Here is a 24278-nt window from a genome sequence, read left to right on the forward strand (position 1 = left end):
GGTTCGACGCTGGGGTGCTGGTCCAGGTAACCTCGTTTGTCGGCCTCTCACCGGCCGGAGTCTGACTATGCCCAAACATTCACCCACCGCACCCGATCCCAGGTCGCCGCTGGTCCTCGACACGAGGGAGCTACCGCGCCGGCCTGGTGCGATGCGTACCGTCAAACGGGTGGTTACGGCGCCGTCGGACCTCGGCGGAGAGTTGATCGGTGTGCCGGAAGGCGCGGACCTCGACCTCGATCTGCGGATGGAGTCGGTGTCCGAAGGCGTGCTCGTCTCGGGGACCGTCAGCGGTCCGGTCCGTGGCGAGTGCGGTCGTTGCCTACGCGAGATCAACGACTCGTTGGCGGTGACGATCCAGGAGCTGTACGCGTACGCGAACAGCACCACGGACGTCACCACCGAGGAGGATGAGGTCGGTCGGATGCAGGGAGACCTGATCGACCTGGAACCGGCGGTGCGGGACGCGGTGGTGCTGACGCTGCCGACCAACCCGCTCTGCCGGCAGGACTGCCCCGGCCTGTGCCCCGAGTGTGGGGTGCACTGGGACGATCTGCCGGCCGACCACAGCCACCAGCAGATCGACCCGCGTTGGGCGGGCCTGTCGCAACTGACCCGTACAGAGGAGTAAGAACCGTGGCCGTCCCCAAGCGCAAGATGTCGCGCAGCAACACCCGGTCCCGCCGGGCGAACTGGAAGGCCGCGGCGGTCGCGACCGTGGCCTGCCCGCAGTGCAAGTCCCCGAAGCTGCCGCACGCCGCCTGCTCCGTCTGCGGCACCTACAACGGCCGCCAGGTCCTCGAGGTCTGACGCTGGACGCCGAGTGACGTCTCCGACCACGGGTCGGGCGACGCGCACACCCCGGCGATCGCCCGCTGCTCCCGCCGACGCCGGCCGGCTCTGTCCGGCCGGCGTCGCGAAGCAGCCGGGTACCGCACGGATCGCCGTTGACCTCCTCGGCGGGGACGAGGCTCCCGCCGTCGTGGTGGACGGCGCTCTACGGGCGGTGCGTGCCGACCCCGACCTGCACCTTTTACTCGTCGGCCCGATGACGGCAGCCGGCGCGCTGATCGACGCCCTCGACCCGGACCAGCGCGCCCGGGTCGCCGTGTGGCCGGCAGACGCCGCCGTCGACATGGCGGAGGACCTGACCGCGGCCCGCGCCGACACCACCATCCGGGCGGCCGTCGCCGCCGTCCGTTCCGGGCAGGCCGACGCGGTGGTTTCCGCCGGCTCCACCGGTGCCACGGTCACCGCCGCCGCCCTCGGCTTCGGCCGCTGGCCCGACGTGCGGCGCCCGGCCCTCGTCGCCGCGCTACCCGCGGTCGCCGGGCCGGTCGTACTCCTCGACGTCGGTGGATCGTTGGAGCCGAGCGCGGCGACCCTCGCCCAGCACGCCCTGCTCGGTGCCGCCTACGCCGCGGTCGCGCACGGCCACGCCGAACCCCGGGTGGGGCTGCTCTCCGTCGGCACCGAACCCGGCAAGGGCGACCGGGCCCGCCGGCTGACCGACCCGGTGCTCAGCGCCACCCAACTGCCCGGCAAGGCCCGCTACGTCGGGCTGGTCGAGGGGTACGACGTCTGCCTCGGCGGCCGGGCCGACGTGGTGGTCACCGACGGATTCACCGGCAACGTGCTACTCAAGGCCGTGGAGGGCGCGTACGCCCTGGCTGGCGGGCCGCCGCCCGGCGGGGCCGCACCACAGGCCGCCACCCTGCTCGGGGTGGCCGGGACCGTGGTGGTCTGCCACGGTGCCGCCCGAGCCGGCGACATCGCCTCCGGCATCGCGCTCTCCGCCCAGCTCTGGCGCCAGGACGCCATCGCCCGGGTCGCCACGCTGCTCGCTGGGAACCGCACCATCCGCACGACCGACACCGAGGTACGCACATGAACAACGACAAGCGACGGCGGCCCTCCATCGGCCATCTCGAAGCGGCCTTCGGCGTGTCAATGGAGCCGGAACTGCTGGAGCGGGCGCTGACCCACCGGTCGTACGCGTACGAGAACGGCGGACTGCCCACCAACGAGCGGCTGGAGTTCCTCGGCGACTCGGTACTCGGTGTGGTGATCACCACAGCGCTCTTCCACAACCACCCGGACCTGCCCGAAGGGCAGCTGGCCAAGTTGCGGGCCAGCGTGGTCAACATGCGCGCCCTCGCCGATGTGGCGCGTGGCCTGGGCCCGGACGGGCTCGGCCCGTACCTGCTGCTGGGCAAGGGCGAGGAGGCCACCGGCGGCCGGGACAAGGCGAGCATCCTCGCGGACACCCTGGAGGCACTGCTCGGCGCGATCTACCTCCAGTACGGGCTGGACACCGCAGCCATCGTGATCCACCGGCTGTTCGATCCGCTGATGGCCGAGTCCGCTGGTCGGGGTGCCGCACTGGACTGGAAGACAAGCCTCCAGGAGTTGACGGCCGCGCTCGGTCTCGGTGTCCCCGAGTACCGGATCGAGGGCACCGGTCCGGATCACCTCAAGACCTTCACCGCCTGGGTGGTGGTCGCCGGCAACCGGTACGGCGGCGCGGAGGGACGCAGCAAGAAGGAAGCCGAGCAGCGGGCGGCGGAATCCGCCTGGCGAACGCTCACCGAGCAGGCCGAGTCCACGGCCGAGCCGGCCGAGCTGGCTGAACCGGCGGCCGAGCCGGCGCAGCCAACCGAGTCGGCGACCGGGCCGGCGTCGTCGCTGGCGGGGGAGACCGCAACCGCGCCGACCGGCGGACTGCCGCAGCCGGCGGCCCAGGCCGAAGCGCAGGCGCGCGGTGCCTGAGCTGCCCGAGGTGGAGACCGTCCGGCAGGGGCTGGCCCGCTGGGTCACCGGCCGGCGGATCGACTCCGTCGAGGTACGCCACCCCCGGTCGGTGCGCCGGCACGTGCCGGGTGGCGCCCACTTCGTCGGCGTCCTGGCCGGCCGGACCGTGCTCGACGTACGCCGCCGCGGCAAATACCTCTGGCTTCCGCTGGACAGCGGCGACGCGGTGATCGGGCACCTCGGGATGTCCGGGCAGTTGCTGCTGCAACCGGCCACCACGCCCGACGAGCCGCACCTGCGGGTCCGCTTCCGGTTCGGCGACGGCGGGCCGGAGCTGCGCTTCGTCGACCAGCGTACGTTCGGCGGGCTGTCGGTGAGCGAGGGCGGCGCCACCCTGCCTGCGGAGATCGCACACATCGCCCGGGACCCGCTGGACCCGGAGTTCTCCGACGCCGAGTTCGTGGCGGCGCTGCGTCGACGCCGTACCGAGGTCAAGCGCGCTCTGCTCGACCAGACGCTGATCTCCGGAGTGGGCAACATCTACGCCGACGAGGCGCTCTGGCGTGCCGGTCTGCACGGTGCCCGGTCGACCGAGGCGCTCACCGGGCCGGCCGCCCGGCGACTGCTCGGGCACGTCCGGGATGTGCTCGGCGAGGCGATCACCGCGGGTGGCACCAGCTTCGACGCCCTGTACGTGAACGTCAACGGCGAGAGCGGCTACTTCGACCGGTCGCTTAACGTCTACGGCCGCGAAGGGCAGCCCTGCCGCCGCTGCGGCGCACCGGTGCGCCGCGAGGCGTTCATGAACCGCTCGTCGTACAGCTGCCCGCGCTGCCAACCCCGCCCGCGCCGCTGACCCGCGTGGTCACGGCGGCGGAGGACAGGGTTGCCGCCAGGCGTCCAGGGTGCGGTTCTTGCGCATGGAGGCGAAGCCGTACCCGACGCTTGTGACGCAGAAATCCAGGGTGGCGCCGGTGTACTCGACGTGGAAGACCGGCTTGCCGGCGTCGGCGAAGGGCAGCAGCTTGGCGCAGTTCTTCAGTCGTACGCACTCCTCGTTCACCGCGAAGTCGAAATCCGGCGCCAGCGCGGCGACCTGCGCGAGGGCACCCAGCAGGCCGGGGGAGAGGCCGAGTGAGCGGGCCAGGGCGGCGACCCGGCGGTTGAACGCCAGTTGGTCGTCGAACTCCAGCGGGAAGCCGCTGCGCTTGTCGTAGCCGTCCGCGTCGGCGATCACCACCGCTGCGAAGCCCTTGCCCCGGCAGAGCCGGAACCGGTCGGCCAGCACCGGCCGCAGCGTCTCCCAGCGGCGTACGTCCAGCCAGCTGCGGCCGGTTCCGGTCGACGTGGCACCGCGTACCTGGGCCGGATAGCGGCTGGCGTCCGGATCGTCGGGGTGCACCGACCCGACGTACACCTGGCAGATCAACCGCCGGTTCCGGGAGCGCAACTCGGTGGTCTGCGCCGCGGTGGTGGCCACCGGATCGAGCACGAAGACTTCCGCCTCGACCGTCGGGTCCAGCACCCCGTCGAGCTGCCACTGCCACCGCCAGTGCCGCGCCGAGGCGGCCGGCCAACCGGTCGGCGCGCCCGGCGGGGCGGCGTCCGGCCGGCAGGCCGCCATGGTGGTGAGCAGTACGAGTGCCAGGCCGGCCGGCAGCGCCGGGGTTACCCCTCGCCTCGGTCGCCCGTCCAGCCCGTCGCGCATGGCCAGCTCCGCGGTCGCGGGGCGGCGTCCGCGCCGCCCGAGCCGGTACGCCGGATCCCGACGCACCTCACCGGGTCAAACGAGCACAGACCCGACAAGGACTCGCGGTCGGTCGCCCACCAGCAGGGCGTGGGCCCAGCGGGCCGTGGGGTCTTCGGGGCCGCGGGGTCAGCGGGGCGCGGCGAAGACCTGGGTCCAGTACGGTCCGTTGCTGCTCACGACGCCGACGCCGATCTCGGTGAAGGAGCAGTTCAGGATGTTGGCCCGGTGCCCGGGGCTGTTCATCCACGCGTCCATCACCGCAGCCGGGGTCCGCTGGTTCCAGGCCACGTTCTCGCCGTACGTCCGCCAGCTGTACCCGACCCGGTCGAGCCGCGTGCCGGGGTCGCTGCCGTCGCTGCCGGTGTGCGACATGTTCTGGTGGTCCGCCTGGTCCTGGCTGTGTCGCTGGGCCGCGGTCGTCAGCTTCTCGTCGATGCTCAGCGCGCCGCAGCCCGCCTTGGCCCGTTCCGCGTTGACCAGTTCGACGACCTCGGCCGCCTGTGCGCTGGTGCCGGCGGGCGGGGCGAAGGTGGTGGTGGTGCCCCGGTTCGCGTTGCCCTGACGCTCGGCGGTCTGCCGGGAGGCCGCCGCGCTGCGTGACTGGGCCGGGGTGGGTGCGGGCCTGGGCTTGGCGGTCCGGCTCGGGGTGGGGGAAGGCGCGGCGCTGCTGGGGGAGACGCTCGGGCTCGGGCTCGGACTCTCCAGCGCCTCGAACGGGATCGCCACCTCCTCGTCGGGCTGGGCCGATGTGGTGGCGGCGGGCACCTCACCAGCGCTGGTGCTGGTCGGGGCGTCGGCACCGGGCAACGCGAGGGCGGCCACGCCGACGCTCACCACCAGGGTGGCCGCCGCGGCGGCTCCGCCCATCACCAGGGGACGCGACAGCCGGCGTCTGCGGCGACCGCCCCGGGCCGCAGCGGCGGGCAGGTCCGTCCCGGTCGGGCCGGGAACCTCCCCGCCCGCTGCGCCGTACGCAGCCGAAGCAGGTACGCGATCGGCCTCCTGCGGCTCGACGTGGTACCGCTCGGCGTCGTATCGACCGGGTTCGTATCGAGCGTCCTGGTACCGGCCGTGTTCATACCGACCGTCCTCGTACCGGAGGGAGTCGTACCGGTCGGCGTCGTACTGCTCGGGGGCGTACCGGTCGGCGTCGTACCGGTCGGCCGCTGGTGCCGCGTGGCGGGCGGCCCACGCCGTGTCGTGCGGTGCGGTCCAGTCGTCGGCGGGTGCGGCGGGCTCCGCCACCGGCCAGCGGTCGGTCGACTCCGCCACCGGCTGGTCGCGCTGCCAATCGTCGGCGGGGCGGTCCGGTTCGTCACCGAACAGGTATGACGACCGTGGGGCCGGTCGGTCGGTCAACCAGGCCGGGTCGTCGGTTGGTTCCGGCCGCCGAGGGTTGTCCGCCGGGTCGATCGGATCGTTCCAGCCGTGCACGCCTGTCGCCTCCACGGGTCGGGTATGGGCCGGGGTGACGCTACGTGTCGGGCTGACCAGCAGCAATGTGGCTAAGGAAGAGTTAAGGGGACCCTGTCCATCCGGGTGAGGTGTTCCGGCGATTCGTCGCGTAGAGTCGGTGCGTCCGGACAGAGCGTGTCCGCGCCTATTGGCACCCGGCCAGAAAGGGGCCGGGTCGACGCCGGGATGATCTACGGCCTGCGTGAACTTGACGAAGCAGGGGCTGTCGGCTCAATATGGAGATGTCGCCAGTCGCGCCCGGCCATGCCTAGAAATTCGTGGGAATGGTAGCCGCGTACGTATGGGCGCGCGTTGGCCGGCCTCTCCGGCAGCGCAATTCAAGGAGTCAACATGGCGAAGGCCCTCTTCGGCCACGTAGGTGCGGCGCCCGACCGGCGCCTGCTCGACGAGGTCACCCGACTGCGTGCCAGGGTTCAATCACTGGAGTTCGAGGTCACCCGACTGCGCGCCGAGAACGATCGGCTCGCAGCGGCTGCGGCGGAGGCGGACGATCTGCTCCGTCTGGCCGAGCCGGCCCTGACCTGATCCACCTGGCCGCTACAACCGAATAGCACCACCGCACCCAGAGCGCGCCGGACACCATGTGCCGGCGCGCGATTCTGTGCGTACTCCCTCGGTCTGGGCGGTTCGGTGCGCGGACCGCAACGGCCGGCGTGCGGTCGGCGTGCGGTCGGCGTGCGGTCGGCGGCGGGTGGGTCGCGTGGCACCACCCGGCCGGTTCCGGGTTAGTCTGCGGGTTTACCAGGGTCCGCGCAGCCGGGCGACGGTACGGCGGCCACGGACGAGGATCGAGAAGGTGCATCTCAAGAGCCTGACGGTGAAGGGCTTCAAGTCCTTCGCCTCCGCGACGACGCTGAAGCTGGAGCCGGGGATCACCTGTGTGGTGGGCCCGAACGGCTCCGGCAAGTCCAACGTCGTCGACGCCATCGCCTGGGTGCTCGGTGAGCAGGGCGCGAAGGCGCTGCGCGGCGGCAAGATGGAAGACGTCATCTTCGCCGGGACCGCCGGCCGGGCCCCGCTGGGCCGCGCCGAGGTGACCCTCACCATCGACAACACCGACGGCGCCCTGCCGATCGAGTACACCGAGGTCTCCATCACCCGCCGGATGTTCCGATCGGGGGAGAGCGAGTACGAGATCAACGGCGACTCGTGCCGGCTGCTCGACATCCAGGAACTGCTCTCCGACTCCGGCATCGGCCGGGAGATGCACATCATCGTCGGGCAGGGGCGGCTCGACGGCATGCTGCACGCCAAGCCCGAGGACCGGCGCTCGTTCATCGAGGAGGCGGCCGGCGTCCTCAAGCACCGCAAGCGCAAGGAAAAGGCGCTGCGCAAGCTCGACGCGATGCAGCAGAACCTCAACCGTCTCACCGACCTCACCGCCGAGCTGCGTCGCCAGCTCAAGCCGCTCGGCCGGCAGGCCGAGGTGGCCCGCCGGGCCGCCGTGATCCAGGCCAACCTGCGCGACGCCCGGCTGCGGCTGCTCGCCGACGACCTGGCCACCCTGCGTACCACCCTGGATCGGGAGATCGCCGACGAGACCGCGCTGCGGGAGCGGCGCGAGCAGGTGGAGGCGGAGCACGCGGAGGTGCAGTCCCGCCTCGGCGAACTGGAGGAGGCACTGGCGTCCGACGCCCCGCTGCTGGCCGCCGCCCAGGACACCTGGTACAAGCTCTCCGCGTTGCAGGAGCGGTTCCGCTCGATCGAGCAGCTCGCGGCGGAACGACTGCGGCACCTGAGCGCCACGCCCGACGACGAGCGACCGGGCCGCGACCCGGATCAGTTGGAGGCCGAGGCCGAGCGGGTCCGTGAGCAGGAGGAGGAACTGCGCGCGGCACTCACCGACGACCAGATCCGCCTGGCCGAGGCGGTGGAGCACCGCCAGGAGCTGGAACGGCAACTGGCCGCGGCCGAACGCGAGCTGGTCGCCGCCGCGAAGGCGATCGCGGACCGGCGAGAGGGGCTGGCCCGGCTGACCGGGCAGGTCAACTCCGCCCGGGCGCGGACCACAAGCGCCGGTGAGGAGATCGAGCGGCTGGCCGCCGCGCACACCGACGCGCTGGGCCGCGCCGAGCGGGCCCAGGCCGAGCTGGACGCGGTCGCCGAGCAGTCCACCGAGGCGGACCGGGACAACGCCGACCTGGACGCCCGGCACGCGGAGGCCGTCGCCGCCCAGGAGAAGGCGCAGGCGACGGTCCGGTCGCTCGCCGACGCCGAGCGGGCGGCGGAGAAGGACGCCGCCACCTGGAAGGCCCGGGAGGAGGCGCTCGCCCTGGGCCTGCGCCGCAAGGACGGTGCCGGCGCGTTGCTGGCCCGCGCCGACCAGGTGCCCGGCCTGCTGGGCAGTCTCGCCAGCCTGCTCACGGTCGCCCCCGGGCACGAGGCGGCGCTCGCCGCGGCGCTCGGCGGACTGGCCGACGCGGTCGCGGTCAGCGGAGTGGACGAGGCCGTGGAGGCGATGCGGCTGCTGAAGATCTCCGACGCCGGCCGCGCCGGGCTGCTGGTCGGCAGCCCCGCCGGCCCGGGGATGGCCGGTTCCGCCGACGCGCTGCGTCCCAAGCTGCCCGACCGGGCCCACTGGGCACCCGACCTGGTCGACTGTGACGCGCAGATCCGTCCGGCGGTACACCGGGCGCTGCGCGACGTGGTGCTTGTCGACGACCTCGCCGCCGCGGCGGAGGTGGTCGCCGGCAACCCCGAGCTGCGGGCGGTCACCCGGGAAGGGGACGTGGTCGGGGCGTACGCGGCGGCCGGCGGGTCGGCGAAGGCGCCCAGCCACATCGAGGTGCAGGCGGCCGTCGAGGAGGCACGCGCCAACCGGCTGACCGCCGAGCGGACCAGTGCTGAACTGCGGGAACAACTGGTCGACGCGCGGGGTGCGGTGGCCGAGGCCAAGGACCGGGTGCAGCACGCCGCCGCCGCCAAGCGGGAAGCGGAAAGCCATCGCAACGCCGCCGCCCGCCGGCTCGCCGAGCTGGGTGCCGCCGCCCGGTCGGCCAAGGCGGAGACCGACCGGCTGGGCGAGTCCCGTTCCCGGGCCGAGGCGGCCCGGGAACGCGACCTGAGCGCACTGGCCGAGCTGGAGGAGCGGCTGCGGCTGGCGGAGGCGACCCCGATCGACGCCGAGCCCTCCACCGACGAACGCGATCAGCTTGCCGCGATGGTGCCGCAGGCCCGGCAGAACGAGATGGAGGTCCGGCTCGCGGTGCGTACCGCGGAGGAGCGGGTGGCCTCCATCGCCGGGCGGGCCGACTCGCTGCGCCGGCAGGCCACCGCCGAACGCGCGGCGCGGGAACGGGCGGCGGCCCGGCGGGCGGCCCGGACCCGGGGCGCGGGCATCGCCCGGGCCGTGGCCGGCGGCGCGCGTGAGGCGCTGACCCGACTGGCCACAAGCATCGCCCGGGCCGAGGAACACCGGGACGCGGTGGCCCGGGAGCGGGCCACCCGCGAGGCGGAACTTCAGGAGGTGCGGGCCGCCGCCAAGCGGCTCGGCACCGAACTGGAGCGGCTGACCAGCCAGGTACACCGGGACGAGGTCGCCCGCGCCGAGCAACGGATGCGCATCGAGCAGTTGGAGGCGAAGGCCGCCGAGGACTTCGGGCTGACCATGGAGACCCTCGTCGCCGAGTACGGCCCGAGTCAGCCGGTGCCGCCGACCGAGGCGGAGGTGGCCGCCGCGGAACGCGACGGCCTGCCGGTGCCCGAGCCGGTCCGCTACGAGCGGGCGGTGCAGGAGAAGCGGGCCGCCAAGGCGGAACGGGAGTTGACCCTGCTCGGCAAGGTCAACCCCCTCGCGTTGGAGGAGTTCGCCGCGCTTGAGGAGCGGTACAAGTTCCTCTCCGAGCAGCTGGAGGACCTCAAGGCGACCCGGCGCGACCTGCTCACCGTGGTCAAGGATGTCGACGACCGGATCCTGGAGGTCTTCGCCAGCGCCTTCGCCGACACCGCCCGGGAGTTCGAGCAGGTCTTCACCGTCCTCTTCCCCGGTGGTGAGGGCCGGCTGGTGCTCACCGAGCCGGACGATCTGCTGACCACCGGCGTCGAGGTCGAGGCCCGCCCGCCCGGCAAGAAGATCAAGCGGCTGTCGCTGCTTTCCGGTGGCGAACGGTCGCTGACCGCGGTGGCGATGCTGGTGGCGATCTTCCGGGCCCGGCCCAGCCCGTTCTACATCATGGACGAGGTCGAGGCGGCGCTCGACGACGTCAACCTGGGCCGGTTGATCACGCTGCTCGCCCAGTTGCGGGAGAAGAGTCAGCTGATCGTCATCACGCACCAGAAACGGACCATGGAGATCGCCGACGCCCTGTACGGCGTGACCATGCGCGGCGGGGTGACCCAGGTGATCAGCCAACGGCTCAACCGGGCCGACGGGGACGAGGAGCGGCACAGCCGCGGCGAGGAGAACGGGTAGTGGCTCGGGAACGCGCGACGGCGCTCCTGGTGGACTTCGACGGCGTACTGCGGCGGTGGGACCCGGCGGTCGCCGCCGGCGTGGAACGGGAGTACGGCCTCACCACCGGCGTGCTCGGTGAGATCGCCATGTCCTGGGGACTGCTCCAGCCGGTGCTCACCGGTCGAATCAGCCACGCCGAGTGGGTGTCGAGCGTCGCCGACGCGTTGACTCCCTCGGTGGGGGACCCGAGCCGGGCCCGGGCCGCCGTGCAGCAGTGGCAGCGCTATCGCGGCGAGGTCGTCCCGGAGGTGCTGGCCTTCATCCGCGAGGCGCGTGCCGCCGGCATCCGGGTCGGCCTGGGCACCAACGCCACCGACCTGCTCGACGCCGACCTGGCCGCGCTGGAGCTGACCGGCGAGCTGGACGTGGTGGTCAACTCCTCGGCGATCGGGGTGCACAAGCCGGCCCGCGAGTACTTCCAGGCCGCCTGCGTGGCGCTGGAGACTTCACCGGACCGGGTGCTCTTCGTCGACGACGAGGACCGGGCGGTCAGCGGTGCCCGGGTGGCGGGGCTGTCCGCGTACCGCTGGACCGGTCCGGCCGACCTGCGTTACCTGCGCGCGGCGCTGGCCTACTGAGGTCGTCCTCCGTCACGAGCCGACCACCCCGTCGATGCGTTCGCGGATCAGGTCGGCGTGCCCGTTGTGGCGGGCGTACTCCTCGATCATGTGGACGTAGATCCAGCGCAGGTTGCACGTCCGTCCCTTCCGGCCGATCGAGGTGAACGTCCCGTCGAGGGACCGGTCGGCGACGGCGGCGCGGGCCAGCTCCACCTGGTGCTGGAAGGTGGCGAAGTCCGCCTCGGCGTCGGCGGCGCTGATGTCGAAGTCCGCGTCGGGATCGTCCTCGGTGAAGTACGGGTAGTCGACCCGCTCACCGAGGAAGTTCTCCCGGAACCACCAGGCTTCCACCTCGGCCATGTGCCGGACCAGACCGAGCAGGGTCAGCCCGGACGGCTCGACACTCGCCGTCTTGAGCTGCTCGGCGGTCAGGCCGGTGCACTTGAGCAGCAGGGTCTGCCGGTGGTAGTCGAGCCACCCCGCCAGCATGGTGCGCTCGTCACCGACGTACGGCTCGGGGGTTCGGGTGATCTCCGGTGCTCTCCAGGTCATCCGGCCATCGTGCGGCCCAGGTCCGACAGCGGCGAGCGAATTTCCGCCTGTGGCGGCCCGGCGTCAGCCGCGTACGCCGGTGCGGATCACGGCGGTCGCGCCGCCGGTGGCCACCGTCGACTCCTGCTCGACTTCGTCGGCGAGCGGGCCGCCGGTGTGCCGCAGCAGGGGTACCTCCTTGATGAAAAGGACGGCGACCAGGGCGATCAGCCCGAACGGCGCGGCGGCGAGGAAGATGTCCCCGGCCCCGTGCCCGTACGCGGACTCCACCACGGCCCGGATCGGTGCGGGCAGCGTGTGTACGTCCGGCAGGGTGCCGCCGCTGCCGGCCGAGGCCGGTACGCCAAGCGCGGCCAACCCGTCGGCGAGGTACCGGCTGACGTTGTGGCCGAGCAGGGCACCCAGCGCGCTGACCCCGACCGCGCCACCGAGGCTGCGGAAGAAGGCCACCACCGAACTGGCCGCGCCGAGTTCGTGCGTGCCGACGGTGTTCTGCACGGCGAGCACCAGGTTCTGCATGGTCATCCCGACGCCGGTGCCGATCAACGCCATGAAGATGCTGACCTGCCAGTACGGGGTGTCCGCCCGCAGCGTGCCCATCAGTGCGAAACCGACGGTGAGCAGGGCCGAACCGGCGACCAGGTACCGCTTCCAGCGGCCGGTGTTGGTGATGATCCGGCCCACGGCGGTGGAGGCCACCAGCAGGCCGAGGATCATCGGCAGGGTCATCAGGCCGGACATGGTGGGGCTGACCCCACGGCTGATCTGGAAGTACTGGCCGAGGAAGACCGAGGCGCCGAACATGCCGACGCCGACCGCGATGCTGGCCACCACCGAGAGGGTGATGGTGCGGTTGCGGAACAGTCGCGGTGGGATCAGCGGCTCGGTGACCCGGGTCTCCACCCGGACCGCGGCGGCACCGAGCAGCAGCGCGCCGGGCACCATGACCGCGGTCTGCCAGGAGAGCCAGTCGTACTGGCTGCCGGCGAGCGAGACCCAGATCAGCAGCAGCGACACGGCACCGGTGATCAGCGTGGCGCCCCACCAGTCGATCTTCACCTTCCGCTTGACCACCGGCAGGTTGAGGGTCTTCTGGAGCACGATCAGAGCGAGCAGCGCGAACGGCACCCCGACGTAGAAGCACCAGCGCCAGCCGAGCCAGGAGGTGTCCACGATGATGCCGCCGATCAACGGCCCGCCGATGGTGCCCACGGCCATCACCGCGCCGAGGTAGCCGCTGTACCTGCCGCGTTCCCGCGGCGCGATCATCGTCGCCATGATGACCTGGGCCAACGCGGCGAGGCCGCCGGCACCCACGCCCTGGAGCACCCGGCAGGCGATCAGTTGCCCGGTGGACTGCGAGAGCCCGGCCAGCACGGAGCCGAGCACGAAGATCGCCAGGGCCACCTGGACCAGCACCTTCTTGCTGGTGAGGTCGGCGAGCTTGCCCCAGAGCGGGGTGGTCGCGGTGGTCGCCAGCAGCGTCGAGGTGACCACCCAGGTGTACGCGGACTGGGTGCCGTGCAGTTCGGTGATGATCCTCGGTAGCGCGTTCGCGACGACGGTGCCGGAGAGGATCGCGACGAACATGCCCAGGAGTAGGCCGGAGAGCGCCTCCAGGATCTGCCGGTGGGTCATCTGGACGGGGATCCCTCGGGCGGGGGCGCTCGCCTGAGTCATAGCGGTGCCTTCCAAGCGCAGTGAAAAGTGTTGCCGCAGGCAACCGTATGGCTTGGTTGCCTCAAGCAACAACTTCTCGTGAGGAAGGTCTATTCCGGGGTTCCGGGCCGGATGTCCGGTCCGAGTGCCGCCGCGACCAGTGTCGACGGTGTGGTGGTCGTGGCGGTAGCGGTCCGGGCGGCGTCGGTCCTGGCGGTAGCGGTCCGAGCGGTGGTCGTGGCGGTAGCGGTCCGGGTGGCGTCGGTCCTGGCGGTTCCGCATCCGGTGGTGTGCGTCCTGGCGGCTTCGTCTCCTGGTGGCTTCGTGCGGCCCGACCACCGAGCCGAGCAGGTAGATCCTGGTGGCGTCGGGTCAGCCCCAGGCGTCGTTGAACCGACGCATCAGGCGGGCGAGATCCTCGATGTCCTGTGCCGGCCAGCTCTCCAGCGTGCGTCGGATCTGACCGAGCCGGGAGGCGCGGGCCGCGTCGAACCGGCGCTGGCCCTCCTCGGTCAGGCTGAGCTGCGCGGCGCGCCGGTCGCTCGGGTCCGGATCCCGCCGGACCAGGCCGAGGGTCTCCAGGCTGTGAATCTGCCGACTCAACGTGCCCTTGCCGACGCCGAGCCGGGCGGCCAGGTCGGTGAGCCGGATTGAGCCGGACCGCCGCAGCCAGAGCAACAGCCCGTACGCGTTCGGTTCCAGATTGGGATGCACCTCGCTGGCGATCTCCCAGGAGATGGCCCGGCCCCGACGCAGCAGCGCGGCCAGCTCGTGCTCCACCGCGCGCAGGCTCTCCGGCAGCTGCTCGTCCACCCGACGAGAGTACGAAGCGCGCAGAGCCGCCCGCTGGCCGGTCGCCCGTCCGACTCCGACGAGTCTGGGTAGCCCCGCTCAGGCGCGAGTTAACAAGGGGCCCTTTTACTACACGAGGCGTTAATAAGGGGCCCTTCCTTACACCTCAGCTGGTGAGGCGGTGGCGGGCTACTTCGCGGAGGTGACCGTCGCTGGTGGTGCCCTCGATGATCACTTCGGCGGTGCGGGCGGCGTGGGTGAGGGTGGCCACCGCGTTGCCGAAGTACGGGCCGGCCAGTTTGCGCCACCTGAACAGCGGCCGGGGTACCCCGGCGGAGCGCGCGAGGGCCCGGGTCGCCCCGACCGGGCCCGGTGCCCAGCCGAGTCGCATCAGCGGTCGCATGCCGGCCGGTACCTGGTTGTGAAACGGCGAGCAGGTGAGCTGGTGCACCGGGGTGCGTACGGCGGGATCGGCGAAGCGGACCCGGGCCACGTACGAGTGGTGCACGTCCCCGGAGAGCACGTTTATCGACGCCGGTGGCGGGTACGCCGGACCGGCGCCCTTGCGGTCGTCGGGGGTGCCCGGTGTGCCGCTGCCGATGCGGGCGAAGAGTTCGCCGAGGCCCTCGAAGGAGCGGCGGAAGGCACCCCAGTGCTCCAGGTCGAGGCCGCGCCGCAGCCGCTCGGACAGGGTGGCGACCCACGACCGGGACGAGTCGGCCAGCTTCTCGTTCCACGCCTCGACGTGGTGGATGCCGGGCGGCAGCAGCCAGGGCAGCGACGAGCCGACCACCAGGTGGTCGTAATCGCCGTGCGCGCGGTCGACGAACCAGGACCACTCGCCGGCCGGCAACATCGCCCGCCGGCCGGGCTGCAACACCCGACTGCACCGGCTGTCCAGCATCACCAGCCGGGTGCGGCCCAGGTCGAGCGCGTAGCTGAACTGGTACTGCACCGCGCGCCACCGCTCGGTGTCGTGCGCCAGGTCGGCCTCGGTGTCGACCCGTTCGCCGAACTCGCGCAGCACCTCGGTGGCGTCCTCGGCCGCGCGTACCTTGCCGAAGACCGGGTCGGCGGTGATCTCGTCGGGGTCGAGGTTGCCCAGGTGCTGGTAGACCCAGTAGGAGGCCAGCCCGCTGGCGATCCGCTCGGCCCACCAGGGCTGCTGGCGCATGTCGGCCCGCCACGAGGCCGAGGTGTTCCAGTCGTCGATGATCTCGTGGTCGTCGAAGATCATCACGCTCGGCACGGTGGAGAGCAGCCACCTGATCTCCGGGTCACCCCAGGACTCCAGGTAGAGCTTGGTGTACTCGTCGAAACTGACCACCTGGTCGCTGGGCGCGTCAGCCGGCCGCCGCCGGCGCCGCCGCAGCAGCCGCTTCACGGTGGGCGAGGTCTCGTCGGCGTAGACCTGATCCCCGAGCATCACCAGCAGGTCCGGCAGGGCGGCCGGGTCGGGGTCGGCCAGGATCCGCCGGGCGTACGCGTCGAGCGCGTCCGGCGGCAATTTGCGGGTGGTGGCGTGCTGGGTGGTCTCCCGGCAGGAGCCGAAGAGCAACCGGACGGGCTGGTCCCGGTCGTCGGCGGCGCGGGTCCGGATCACGCTTGGCGGGTAGCGGCCGTCGGGCAGCGGCCAGACCACCTCGTCGTCGATGAGCACCTCGTAGGTCGTGGCGCTGTCCGGGGTGAGCCCCGCCACCACCACCAGCGCGTAGTGGTGGCCGTACGCGGAGAAGGTGGGGGCCGTGCCGCTGGCGCCGCCGGCCGTGCGGACGGTGACCACCGCCGGTGCCGTCGTCTCGACCCACACGGTGGCCCGCGCGCCGACCACCCGGCGCAGCAGGGGGCCGATGAGCAGCTCGGCGGGCATCCGGAACCTCCAGGTGAGAGAGCTTCATCCTCCACTACCCGGCCGACGGTCGCACCACCGCTGGCTGTGGTCGAAACTACTGCCGCCTGGCGTGGCGGGAGCGGTGGCTGAGACGTGCTCGCCGGCATCTGACAGGATTTCGGCATGATGGATTACCTCCTCATCGCTCTCGCCCTGCTCGGCGTGCTGATCCTCGGCGGCATCGGGCTGGTCGTGCCGAGGTTGCGTCGGCGGGCGGAACCGCCGCTGCCGCGCACCGAGGTCGACACCCGGGCGGAGGAGGAGCTCGCCGGACCGCCGGTGCAGGCGCCGGAGAGCGAGCTGTCCACCGGCATCCTGGTCGAGCCGCCGCCGGTCATCGAGGCACCGGCACCGACCGTCGAGGTACCCGAGCCCACCGCCGGCCGGCTGGTGCGGCTGCGGTCCCGGCTGTCCCGCTCGCAGAACGCCCTCGGCAAGGGGCTGCTCGGCCTGCTCAGCCGCGACCGGCTGGACGAGGACGTCTGGGAGGAGATCGAGGACAGCCTGATCACCGCCGACGTGGGGATCGACGCCACCCGCGAGATCGTCGACCGGCTGCGCGAGCGGACCCGGGTGCTGGGCACCCGCTCGGCCGCCGAGCTACGCGCCCTGCTCGCCGCCGAGCTGGTGAACGCGCTCGACCCGGCACTGGACCGCTCGCTGCGTACCGCGCCCAAGGAGGGGGTGCCGGCGGTGCTGCTTGTGGTCGGGGTCAACGGCGCCGGCAAGACCACCACCTGCGGCAAGATCGCCCGGGTGCTCATCGCCGACGGTCGCAGCGTGCTGCTCGGTGCGGCCGACACCTTCCGCGCCGCCGCCGCCGACCAGCTGGAGACCTGGGCCGGGCGGGTCGGTGCGGAGACCGTCCGCGGCCCGGAGGGTGCCGACCCGGCAAGCGTCGCGTTCGACGCGGTCCGGCGCGGCATCGACACCGGCGTGGACACCGTGCTCGTCGACACCGCCGGTCGCCTTCAGAACAAGGTCGGCCTGATGGACGAGCTGGGCAAGGTCAAGCGGGTGGTGGAGAAGCACGGCCCGATCGACGAGACACTGCTGATCCTCGACGCGACCACCGGGCAGAACGGTCTGGAGCAGGCCCGCGTCTTCACCGAGGTGGTGAACGTCACCGGCGTGGTGCTCACCAAGCTCGACGGCACCGCCAAGGGCGGCATCGTGATCGCCGTGCAGCGCAAGCTCGGCATCCCGGTGAAGCTGGTCGGCCTCGGCGAGGGCCCGGACGACCTGGCGCCGTTCGATCCCGCGCAGTTCGTCGACGCGCTGCTGGGTACCGAAGCCCCCGGTCCGACCGCGTAACCTCGGGTGACCAGAGAAGACCGCGCGTACGCGGGTTGGCGCGATCCGAGCCACCCGTCGCAGCGCCTCGGGAGACCGTACGTGACTTCGCAGGAGATCCCCCTGCACGGCGGGAACGTGAGCACCGTCGTCCGGGTGGGCGACACGGTCCGGCGCAACGCCGGACCGTGGACGCCGTCGGTGCACGCCCTGCTGCGACACCTGGAGTACGTCGGGTTCACCGGCGCGCCCCGGGCGCTCGGCATGGACGAGCGCAACCGCGAGGTGCTGTCGTACCTGGAGGGGGAGTGCGGGGAGTACCCGCTGGCCCCGCACTGGGTGACCGACGAGGCGCTGGTCACCGTCGCCACCATGCTCCGGATGTTCCACGACGCCCAGTACGGCTTCGCGCCGCCGCCCGGCGCGGTGTGGCGCTCGTTCGGCCCGCCGCCGCCGGACACCGAGGTCATCTGCCACCACGACGCCGCGCCGCACAACGTGATCTGGCGGCCGGACGGCACCCTCGGGTTGATCGATTTCGACCTGGCCTCACCCGGGGCGCGGATCTACGACGTGGCGTACGCGGCCTGGACCTGGGTGCCGATCTTCTCCGACCGGGACTCGATCACCCTGGGCTGGAAGCACCCGGACCGCCCGCGTCGGCTGCGGCTCTTCGCCGAAGCGTACGGGTTGATCCCGCGCGACCGGCACCGGCTGATCCGGACCATTCGGAAACGGATCGTGGACCACGTCGAGGGCATCCGCCGGATGGCCGCCGCCGGTGAGCCCGCCTTCGTCCGGATCGTGCACAAGGGCCACCTGCGCCGGCCCATGCGGGACCTGCGGCTGCTCGACTACGAACGCCAGATCCTTGAGGACGCCCTGCGCTGATCCCCCACGGGGATCGACCGGCATTCCGTCGGGGTATCGACCGGCACCGACCGGCTGATCCGCCCCCGTCCATGTCACCGAGGCGAGCAACGTTCTTCACACGTCCGAAACAACCCGTCACGATCCGGAAACCAGCCGGGGACCCTGGGTGAAACAGCCGGCTACCAGGCTTCCGCGCAACCGGCGTACGGGCGATGCTGCGCGATGCCGGGAGGGAGGGAAAACAACCCGAGAGGAGGCAGCGTGCCGGAGCTAGATTCTGGTGCCACCGCCTGGATTTTGACTTCTGCCGCGCTGGTGTTGCTCATGACGCCCGGCCTGGCGCTTTTCTATGGCGGCATGACGCGATCCAAGTCCGTGCTCAACATGATGATGATGAGTTTCGGGGCGATCGGCCTGGTCAGCCTGTTGTGGGTGTTCTACGGCTACAGCATCGCGTTCGGCGAGGACATCGGCGGGATCACCGGTGATCTCTCCGCCGCCGGTCTGCGTGGCATGTTGGAGAGCGGCACCGAGGGCGGCATCCCCGACCTGCTGTTCGCCGGCTTCCAGCTGATGTTCGCGGTGATCACGGTCGCCCTGATCAGTGGTGCGATCGCCGACCGGGCCAAGTTCGGCCCGTGGCTGCTCTTCGCCGGCCTCTGGGCCACCCTGGTCTACTTCCCGGTCGCGCACTGGGTCTGGGGCGGCGGCTGGATCATGGAGCTCGGCGTGCTCGACTTCGCCGGTGGCACCGCGGTGCACATCAACGCCGGTGCTGCGGCGCTCGCTCTGGCACTCGTCCTCGGCAAGCGGGTCGGTTGGCCGAAGGACAAGTTCAAGCCGCACAACCTGCCGATGGTGCTGCTCGGTGCGGGTCTGCTGTGGTTCGGCTGGTTCGGCTTCAACGCCGGCTCGGCCGGCGCGGCCAACGGCGCTGCGGCGGTCTCGCTGATCAACACCCAGGTCGCCACCGCCGCCGCGGTGCTCGGCTGGATCGTGGTCGAGTGGCTTCGCGACGGCAAGCCGACCACCCTGGGTGCGGCCTCCGGTGCGGTCGCCGGTCTGGTCGGTATCACCCCCGCCTGTGCCTTCCTGGAGCCGCTGGGGGCGATCGCCCTCGGTGTGATCGCCGGTGCGGTCTGTGCGCTCGCGGTCGGCCTGAAGTACCGGTTCAAGTACGACGACTCGCTCGACGTGGTGGCCGTGCACATGGTCGGCGGCATCATCGGCTCGCTGCTCATCGGCTTCCTGGCCATCGAGGTGCTGGCCGGCGAGGGCAACGACGGTCTGCTCTACGGCGGCGGCATCAAGCTGCTGGGTCTCCAGACGGTCGGCGTGATCGCGGTGCTGGTCTACTCGTTCGTGGTCGCGTACCTCATCGGCTTCGCGATCGAGAAGACCATCGGCTTCCGGGCCAGCGCCGACGCCGAGGTCGAGGGCATCGACAACGCCGAGCACGCGGAGAGCGCCTACGAGTTCAGCACCACGGGTGGCGGTGGCGGCGGTGCCTTCGCCGCTGCGGGCATCGCGCCTTCGGCCGCGCCGAAGTCGGAGCCCACCGAACCGGTAAGCGAGAAGGTCGCCGGCTAACGTTCCTGGAATGGAGGGGTTGGACATGAAGCTGGTGACCGCGGTCATCAAGCCGCACCAGTTGGACGCCGTCAAGGAAGCCCTGCACACGCTGGGCGTAGCCGGGTTGACCGTGAGCGAGGTCCAGGGCTACGGGCGGCAGAAGGGCCACACCGAGGTCTACCGGGGTGCCGAGTACACCGTCGAGTTCCTGCCCAAGATCCGGGTGGAGGTGCTCACCGACGAGATCGACGTCGAGAAGATCGTCGACGCCGTCGTCGGCGCCGCCCGGACCGGCAAGATCGGTGACGGCAAGGTCTGGGTGACCGGAGTCGAGGAGGTCGTCCGGGTCCGCACCGGCGAGCGCGGCCTGGACGCACTGTAGGAACACCGTCGATGACCTCGTTGACCGAGCGGGCAGCCGCAGAACCCAATGGCGACGCGGACCTGCTGGTCAACGAGGTCGTCGGAATACCAGCCGGTACCGGTGCCAGCGCGCGCCGGGCCCGGGCGGACGCGTACGACGCCTGGCTGGCCCGGCTGATGCCGGACCGGCCGGGCGTCGCGCTGCTCGCGGTCGGCGGGCTGGGGCGGCGGCAGTGCGCGCCCTACGGCGACCTCGACCTGGTGCTGGTGCACGCCGGGCTGCCCGGGGTCGACGAACTCGCCGCCCAGCTGTGGTACCCGATCTGGGACGCCGGGCTGCGGCTGGACCACTCGGTGCGTACCGTCGCCGAGGCACTCTCGGTCGCCCAGGACGACGTCAAGGTGGCCCTCGGGCTGCTCGACGCCCGGCTCGTCGCGGGCGACCCCGAACTGGCGGAAACGCTGATCCGCAGCGCCACCGACCACTGGCGGCGCACCGCCGTACGCCAACTGGCTCCGCTGCGGGAGAGCACCGCCGCCCGCTGGCAGGCCCACGGCGAGCTGGCGTTCCTGCTCGAAGGCGACCTCAAGGAGGCGGCCGGCGGCCTGCGCGACGTCGGCATCCTGCGCGCCATCGCGATCGCCGGGATCACCGACGCGCTGCGTCCCGCCGTGCACGCCGCGCACCTGCGCCTGCTGGACACCCGCGACGCACTGCACCAGCAGGTCGGCCGGCGGGTCGACCGGCTGCTCGCCCAGGAACGCGCCGGGGTGGCCGCGCTGCTCGGCCTCCGCCACACCGCACCCGGCGGGCCGGACGCGGAACTGGGTGAAACGGACACGGACCGGGGAGAACCGGACGCGGACCCGCCTCGCCCCCGGCGACCCGAGCCCGACGCGGCGCGGCGACCCGAGGAGGGCGACGGCGACGCCCTGCTGCGCCGGGTGGCCGGCGACGCCCGGACCGTAAGCCATGCCCTGGACGATGCCTTCCGCGCCGCCGACCGGCTCCGCTCCGGCCGCCGCCGGGGCGCCGACGGACGACCGCTGCGCCGGCCGGTCGCCCGGGACGTGGTCGAGCACGACGGCGAACTGGTGCTGGCCCGGACCGCCATCGGTGCCCGCCCCGATCCCAGCCTCTCGCTGCGGGTGGCCGCCGCCGCGGCCACCACCGGGCTGCCGATCGCGCGGGCCACCTGCGAGTGGCTGGCCGTCTACTGCCCGCCGCTGCCGACGCCCTGGCCGGCCGAGGCGCGGTCCGCGCTGACCACGCTGCTCGGCGCCGGCGCGGGCCTGCTCCCGGCCTGGGAGACCTGCGACCGGTACGGATTGATCGACGGCTGGCTGCCGGAGTGGACCCGGCTGCGTAGCCTGCCCCAGCACAACCCGGTGCACCGGTTCACCCTCGACCGGCATCTGGTGCAGACCGCCTTCGAAGCCAGCCGGCACACCCGCGACGTGGACCGTCCCGACCTGCTGCTGCTCGGCGCCTTCCTGCACGACATCGGCAAGGGGCTACCCGGTGACCACTCCACGGTCGGCGCGCCGATCGCCGAGGAGATCGCCGCCCGGGTCGGCCTGCCCGCCGTCGAGGCGAAGCTGATCGGCACGCTCGTCCGGCTGCACCTGCTGCTGCCGGAGGTGGCGACCCGCCGGGATCTCGCCGACCCGGTCACCATCGCCCGGGTGGCCGAGGCGGTCGGCGACGCCACCACCCTCGACCTGCTGTACGCACTGGTCCGCGCCGATGCCGCCGCCACCGGCCCGGCCGCCTGGTCGGACTGGAAGGGTCGGCTGGTCGCCGAACTGGTCGCCCGGGTCCGCACCACGCTGGACACCGGCGCCGTACCCGAGCCGCCGGCACCGGACCCGACGTTGGTGGCGGGGCCGCTGCCGGTCGTACACCTGACCGGGGACCGGGTGGCGGTGGCCGCAGCCGACCGGCGTGGCCTGCTCGCGACGGTGGCCGGTTGCCTGGCCCTGCATCGCCTGGAGGTGGTCGCCGCCGACGCCTCGACGGTGGACGGGCGGGCGTTGGTGGAGTGCCGGGTGCAGCCGCGCTACGGGTTGGCCCCGGACCCGGTGGCGCTCAGCGCGGACCTGCGCCGCGCGGTCGGCGGCGACGTGTCGGTGACCCAGCGACTGCGCGGCCGGGCGCTGGCCGCCCGGGGCCGGCGCCCAGCCGAGGGTGGTCTGGCACCGCGACGCCGCCACCGACGCGGTGCTGCTGGAACTGCGGGCGGCCGACGCCGCCGGCCTGCTCTACCGGGTGACCAGCGCGCTGGACGCGGCCGGCGCCCAGGTCCGCGCCGCCCGGATCGCCACCCTCGGCGGCGACGTGGTGGACGCCTTCTACCTGGTCGGCGGCTGGCCGGCCGCCGACGAGCGCACCCGGATCGAAGCCGCCATCCTCGCCGCCGTGTAGGTGTCAGGAAGGGCCCTTGTTAACGCCCACCGCAGGCAGCCGAACGAGGGCCGGCGTACGCGTGGCGAACGGTGAGCGTACGCGTCGGGACGTAGCTGCGTTGCCGCTCGCGGGGTGATGTGCCCCGGTGCACGTGACGGCAGGCTCGGGGCATGGAACTGCCAGTGCGGACCGAAGCGCTCAGCAAGCGGTACGGTGGCAAGACTGCCGTACGAGATCTCGATCTGATCGTCCGGCCCGGGGAGGTGTACGGCTTCCTCGGCCCCAACGGCGCCGGCAAGACCACCACCCTGCGGATGCTGCTCGGCCTGGTCCGACCCAGTGCCGGGACGGTCCGGCTGTTCGGCCGGCCACCCGGTACCGGCCGGTTCGCCGACGTCGGGGCGCTGATTGAGGGTCCGGCGTTCTACCCGTACCTGTCCGGCCGGGACAACCTGCGGGTGCTCGCCCGCTATGCCGGGGTGGGTACGGATCGGGTCGCGCTGGTGCTCGATCTGGTCGACCTGGCGGATCGGGCCGGCGACCGGTACGCCGGCTACTCGCTTGGCATGAAGCAGCGCCTGGGAGTGGCCGCGGCGCTGCTTCGCGACCCGCGTCTGTTGATTCTCGACGAACCGACCAACGGGCTCGACCCGGCGGGCATGGCGGACATGCGCCAACTGATCCGGCGACTTGGCGCGAGTGGTCACACGGTCCTGGTTTCCAGCCATCTGCTCGGCGAGGTCGAGCAGATCTGCGACCGGGTCGGGGTGATCTCCCGAGGGCGACTCGTCGCGGAGGACAGCGTCGCCCAACTGCGTGGCGCGACCGGATTGTGGGTGCTGGCCGATCCGCTGGACGCCGCTGTCGAGCATGCCCGGGCGTTGGTCGGCGCGGAGCACGTCCGGGTGGTCGACGGGGGCTTGGCACTGTCTGTCGCGCCGGAGCGGGCGGCCTGGCTCAACACCGAACTGGTCGCCGCCGGGGTGGCGGTCCGTGAGCTGCGCCCCCGCGAGCGTGATCTGGAACAGGTCTTCTTCGACCTCATCGAGAAAGGCACCGTGGATGTCGCGTAGTTGGTCCGCCGAAATCGTCAAGCTCGTCCGCCGGCCGGCCTTCTGGCTGTTGATCGGCATCGCGCTCGTGATCTCCCTGACCTTCACCTACCTGCTGCCGTACGCGGCCATCGTCGGCGGGACGGGCGGCCCGAACAGCGATCGGACGCTGCCGATGCTCCTGCCGGACCAGTTGGTCGGCAACAGCATCGGTGGGCTGCCGATCTTTCTCGGCGCGATCGTGTTGATCATCGGCGTGCTCGTCGTCGGCGGCGAGTATGGCTGGGGCACCTGGAAGACCATCCTCACCCAGGGCCCGACCCGGTTGGAGGTGTACGCAGGCAAGCTGTTCACCCTGGCCGCCGCCGCGCTCGTCGTGGTGCTCGCCGTCTTCGCCGTGGGTGCGGCGGCCAGTTCGCTGGTCGCGGTCGCCGAGTCGCAGCCCGTGCGCTGGCCGTCCGGCGGCGACCTGCTGGCCGGAGTAGGTGCGGGGTGGCTCGTGGCCGTGACCTGGGCCATGCTCGGTGGAGTGCTGGCGGTCGCGATGCGGTCGGTGGCGTTGCCCGTCGGTCTCGGGCTGGTCTGGCTGCTCGCGGTGCAGAACCTGCTCGCCGGGGTGGCCGCGCCGTTGCTGGACTGGGTGGCCGAGTTGCAGAAGGGGCTGCCCGGGCCCAACGCCGGCTCGCTGGTGGCGGCACTCGGCGCGCCCAGCGACACGCCGGGGGTCGCGGCGACGGTCGGTGCCGGGCAGGCGACATTGGTCCTGGCCGGCTACCTCGTTGCGTTCGTGCTGCTCGGCGGGCTGCTGTTGCAGCGGCGAGACATCGCCTAGCC

Annotated in this window: 20 protein-coding genes and 1 pseudogene; 15 read left to right on the forward strand and 6 right to left on the reverse strand. The window is 72.2% G+C overall.

Going from position 1 to position 24278, the window contains the following annotated elements:
- Positions 1-67: 67 nt before the first annotated feature.
- The 5 genes from QQG74_RS07255 to mutM all read left to right on the forward strand — a co-directional run bounded on the left by QQG74_RS07255 (position 68) and on the right by mutM (position 3607).
- Entirely contained in the window at positions 68-631 is a 564-nt protein-coding gene (locus tag QQG74_RS07255; protein WP_341719522.1) for a YceD family protein, read from the forward strand.
- Positions 632-636: 5 nt separating this feature from the next.
- Positions 637-810, forward strand: a complete 174-nt coding sequence (rpmF, locus tag QQG74_RS07260; protein ID WP_013732077.1) for a 50S ribosomal protein L32 — start codon at positions 637-639, stop codon at positions 808-810.
- 130 nt (positions 811-940) lie between these two features.
- Positions 941-1891: a phosphate acyltransferase PlsX gene (locus QQG74_RS07265; RefSeq protein WP_341721159.1), complete on the forward strand. Its 951-nt coding sequence runs from the start codon at positions 941-943 to the stop codon at positions 1889-1891.
- On the forward strand, positions 1888-2769 hold the full coding sequence (gene rnc, locus QQG74_RS07270; RefSeq protein ID WP_341719523.1) for a ribonuclease III: 882 nt from the start codon (positions 1888-1890) through the stop codon (positions 2767-2769). Before QQG74_RS07265 ends, rnc begins: the two co-directional genes overlap by 4 nt.
- Positions 2762-3607 (forward strand): bifunctional DNA-formamidopyrimidine glycosylase/DNA-(apurinic or apyrimidinic site) lyase, encoded by an 846-nt coding sequence (gene mutM, locus QQG74_RS07275; protein WP_341719524.1) that lies wholly within the window; start codon positions 2762-2764, stop codon positions 3605-3607. Before rnc ends, mutM begins: the two co-directional genes overlap by 8 nt.
- Before the next feature lie 9 nt (positions 3608-3616).
- Here mutM and QQG74_RS07280 read toward each other — a convergent pair whose 3' ends face one another.
- Together QQG74_RS07280 and QQG74_RS07285 are read right to left on the reverse strand one after the other, a co-directional pair.
- Positions 3617-4525, reverse strand: coding sequence for an endo alpha-1,4 polygalactosaminidase (locus QQG74_RS07280; protein ID WP_341719525.1), 909 nt, complete (start codon positions 4523-4525; stop codon positions 3617-3619).
- A 102-nt stretch (positions 4526-4627) separates the two neighbouring features.
- Positions 4628-5950 (reverse strand): CAP domain-containing protein, encoded by a 1323-nt coding sequence (locus tag QQG74_RS07285; RefSeq protein WP_341719526.1) that lies wholly within the window; start codon positions 5948-5950, stop codon positions 4628-4630.
- Positions 5951-6307: 357 nt separating this feature from the next.
- Between QQG74_RS07285 and QQG74_RS07290 the strand changes: the two genes are divergently transcribed.
- From QQG74_RS07290 to QQG74_RS07300, 3 genes are all read left to right on the forward strand, one after another.
- The gene (locus QQG74_RS07290; RefSeq protein ID WP_111213647.1) at positions 6308-6502 is read left to right on the forward strand and encodes a hypothetical protein; all 195 of its coding nucleotides are present in this window, start codon (positions 6308-6310) and stop codon (positions 6500-6502) included.
- Positions 6503-6773: 271 nt separating this feature from the next.
- Complete coding sequence (gene smc, locus QQG74_RS07295) at positions 6774-10388, forward strand: chromosome segregation protein SMC (RefSeq protein WP_341719527.1); 3615 nt, start codon at positions 6774-6776, stop codon at positions 10386-10388.
- The gene (locus QQG74_RS07300; RefSeq protein WP_341719528.1) at positions 10388-11008 is read left to right on the forward strand and encodes an HAD-IA family hydrolase; all 621 of its coding nucleotides are present in this window, start codon (positions 10388-10390) and stop codon (positions 11006-11008) included. The genes smc and QQG74_RS07300 overlap by 1 nt, the downstream gene beginning before the upstream one ends.
- Positions 11009-11020: 12 nt before the next feature.
- On the opposite strand, the gene QQG74_RS07305 is transcribed toward QQG74_RS07300, so the two are convergent.
- The 4 genes from QQG74_RS07305 to QQG74_RS07320 form a co-directional block, all read right to left on the reverse strand.
- Complete coding sequence (locus tag QQG74_RS07305) at positions 11021-11542, reverse strand: DinB family protein (protein WP_341719529.1); 522 nt, start codon at positions 11540-11542, stop codon at positions 11021-11023.
- A gap of 63 nt (positions 11543-11605) precedes the next feature.
- Complete coding sequence (locus QQG74_RS07310) at positions 11606-13222, reverse strand: MFS transporter (protein WP_341719530.1); 1617 nt, start codon at positions 13220-13222, stop codon at positions 11606-11608.
- Positions 13223-13573: 351 nt separating this feature from the next.
- Positions 13574-14014: a MarR family transcriptional regulator gene (locus QQG74_RS07315; protein WP_341719531.1), complete on the reverse strand. Its 441-nt coding sequence runs from the start codon at positions 14012-14014 to the stop codon at positions 13574-13576.
- Between the two features lie 145 nt (positions 14015-14159).
- The gene (locus tag QQG74_RS07320) at positions 14160-15863 is read right to left on the reverse strand and encodes an alkaline phosphatase D family protein (RefSeq protein ID WP_341719532.1); all 1704 of its coding nucleotides are present in this window, start codon (positions 15861-15863) and stop codon (positions 14160-14162) included.
- Positions 15864-16007: 144 nt separating this feature from the next.
- Here QQG74_RS07320 and ftsY point away from each other — a divergent pair, with 144 nt between their 5' ends.
- The 7 genes and pseudogenes from ftsY (at position 16008) to QQG74_RS07355 (ending at position 24276) form a co-directional block, all read left to right on the forward strand.
- Positions 16008-17198 (forward strand): signal recognition particle-docking protein FtsY, encoded by a 1191-nt coding sequence (ftsY, locus tag QQG74_RS07325; protein ID WP_341719533.1) that lies wholly within the window; start codon positions 16008-16010, stop codon positions 17196-17198.
- A gap of 6 nt (positions 17199-17204) precedes the next feature.
- Positions 17205-18068: an aminoglycoside phosphotransferase family protein gene (locus QQG74_RS07330; protein ID WP_341719534.1), complete on the forward strand. Its 864-nt coding sequence runs from the start codon at positions 17205-17207 to the stop codon at positions 18066-18068.
- 204 nt (positions 18069-18272) lie between these two features.
- The gene (locus tag QQG74_RS07335; protein ID WP_341719535.1) at positions 18273-19640 is read left to right on the forward strand and encodes an ammonium transporter; all 1368 of its coding nucleotides are present in this window, start codon (positions 18273-18275) and stop codon (positions 19638-19640) included.
- A 25-nt stretch (positions 19641-19665) separates the two neighbouring features.
- Positions 19666-20004 (forward strand): P-II family nitrogen regulator, encoded by a 339-nt coding sequence (locus QQG74_RS07340; protein ID WP_170147604.1) that lies wholly within the window; start codon positions 19666-19668, stop codon positions 20002-20004.
- Positions 20005-20015: 11 nt separating this feature from the next.
- Positions 20016-22410, forward strand: a pseudogene (locus QQG74_RS07345) ([protein-PII] uridylyltransferase).
- A gap of 152 nt (positions 22411-22562) precedes the next feature.
- Positions 22563-23465 (forward strand): ABC transporter ATP-binding protein, encoded by a 903-nt coding sequence (locus tag QQG74_RS07350; RefSeq protein ID WP_341719536.1) that lies wholly within the window; start codon positions 22563-22565, stop codon positions 23463-23465.
- The gene (locus tag QQG74_RS07355; RefSeq protein WP_341719537.1) at positions 23455-24276 is read left to right on the forward strand and encodes an ABC transporter permease; all 822 of its coding nucleotides are present in this window, start codon (positions 23455-23457) and stop codon (positions 24274-24276) included. The genes QQG74_RS07350 and QQG74_RS07355 overlap by 11 nt, the downstream gene beginning before the upstream one ends.
- Positions 24277-24278 lie beyond the last annotated feature (2 nt).

Source organism: Micromonospora sp. FIMYZ51 (assembly GCF_038246755.1).
Lineage (GTDB): Bacteria > Actinomycetota > Actinomycetes > Mycobacteriales > Micromonosporaceae > Micromonospora.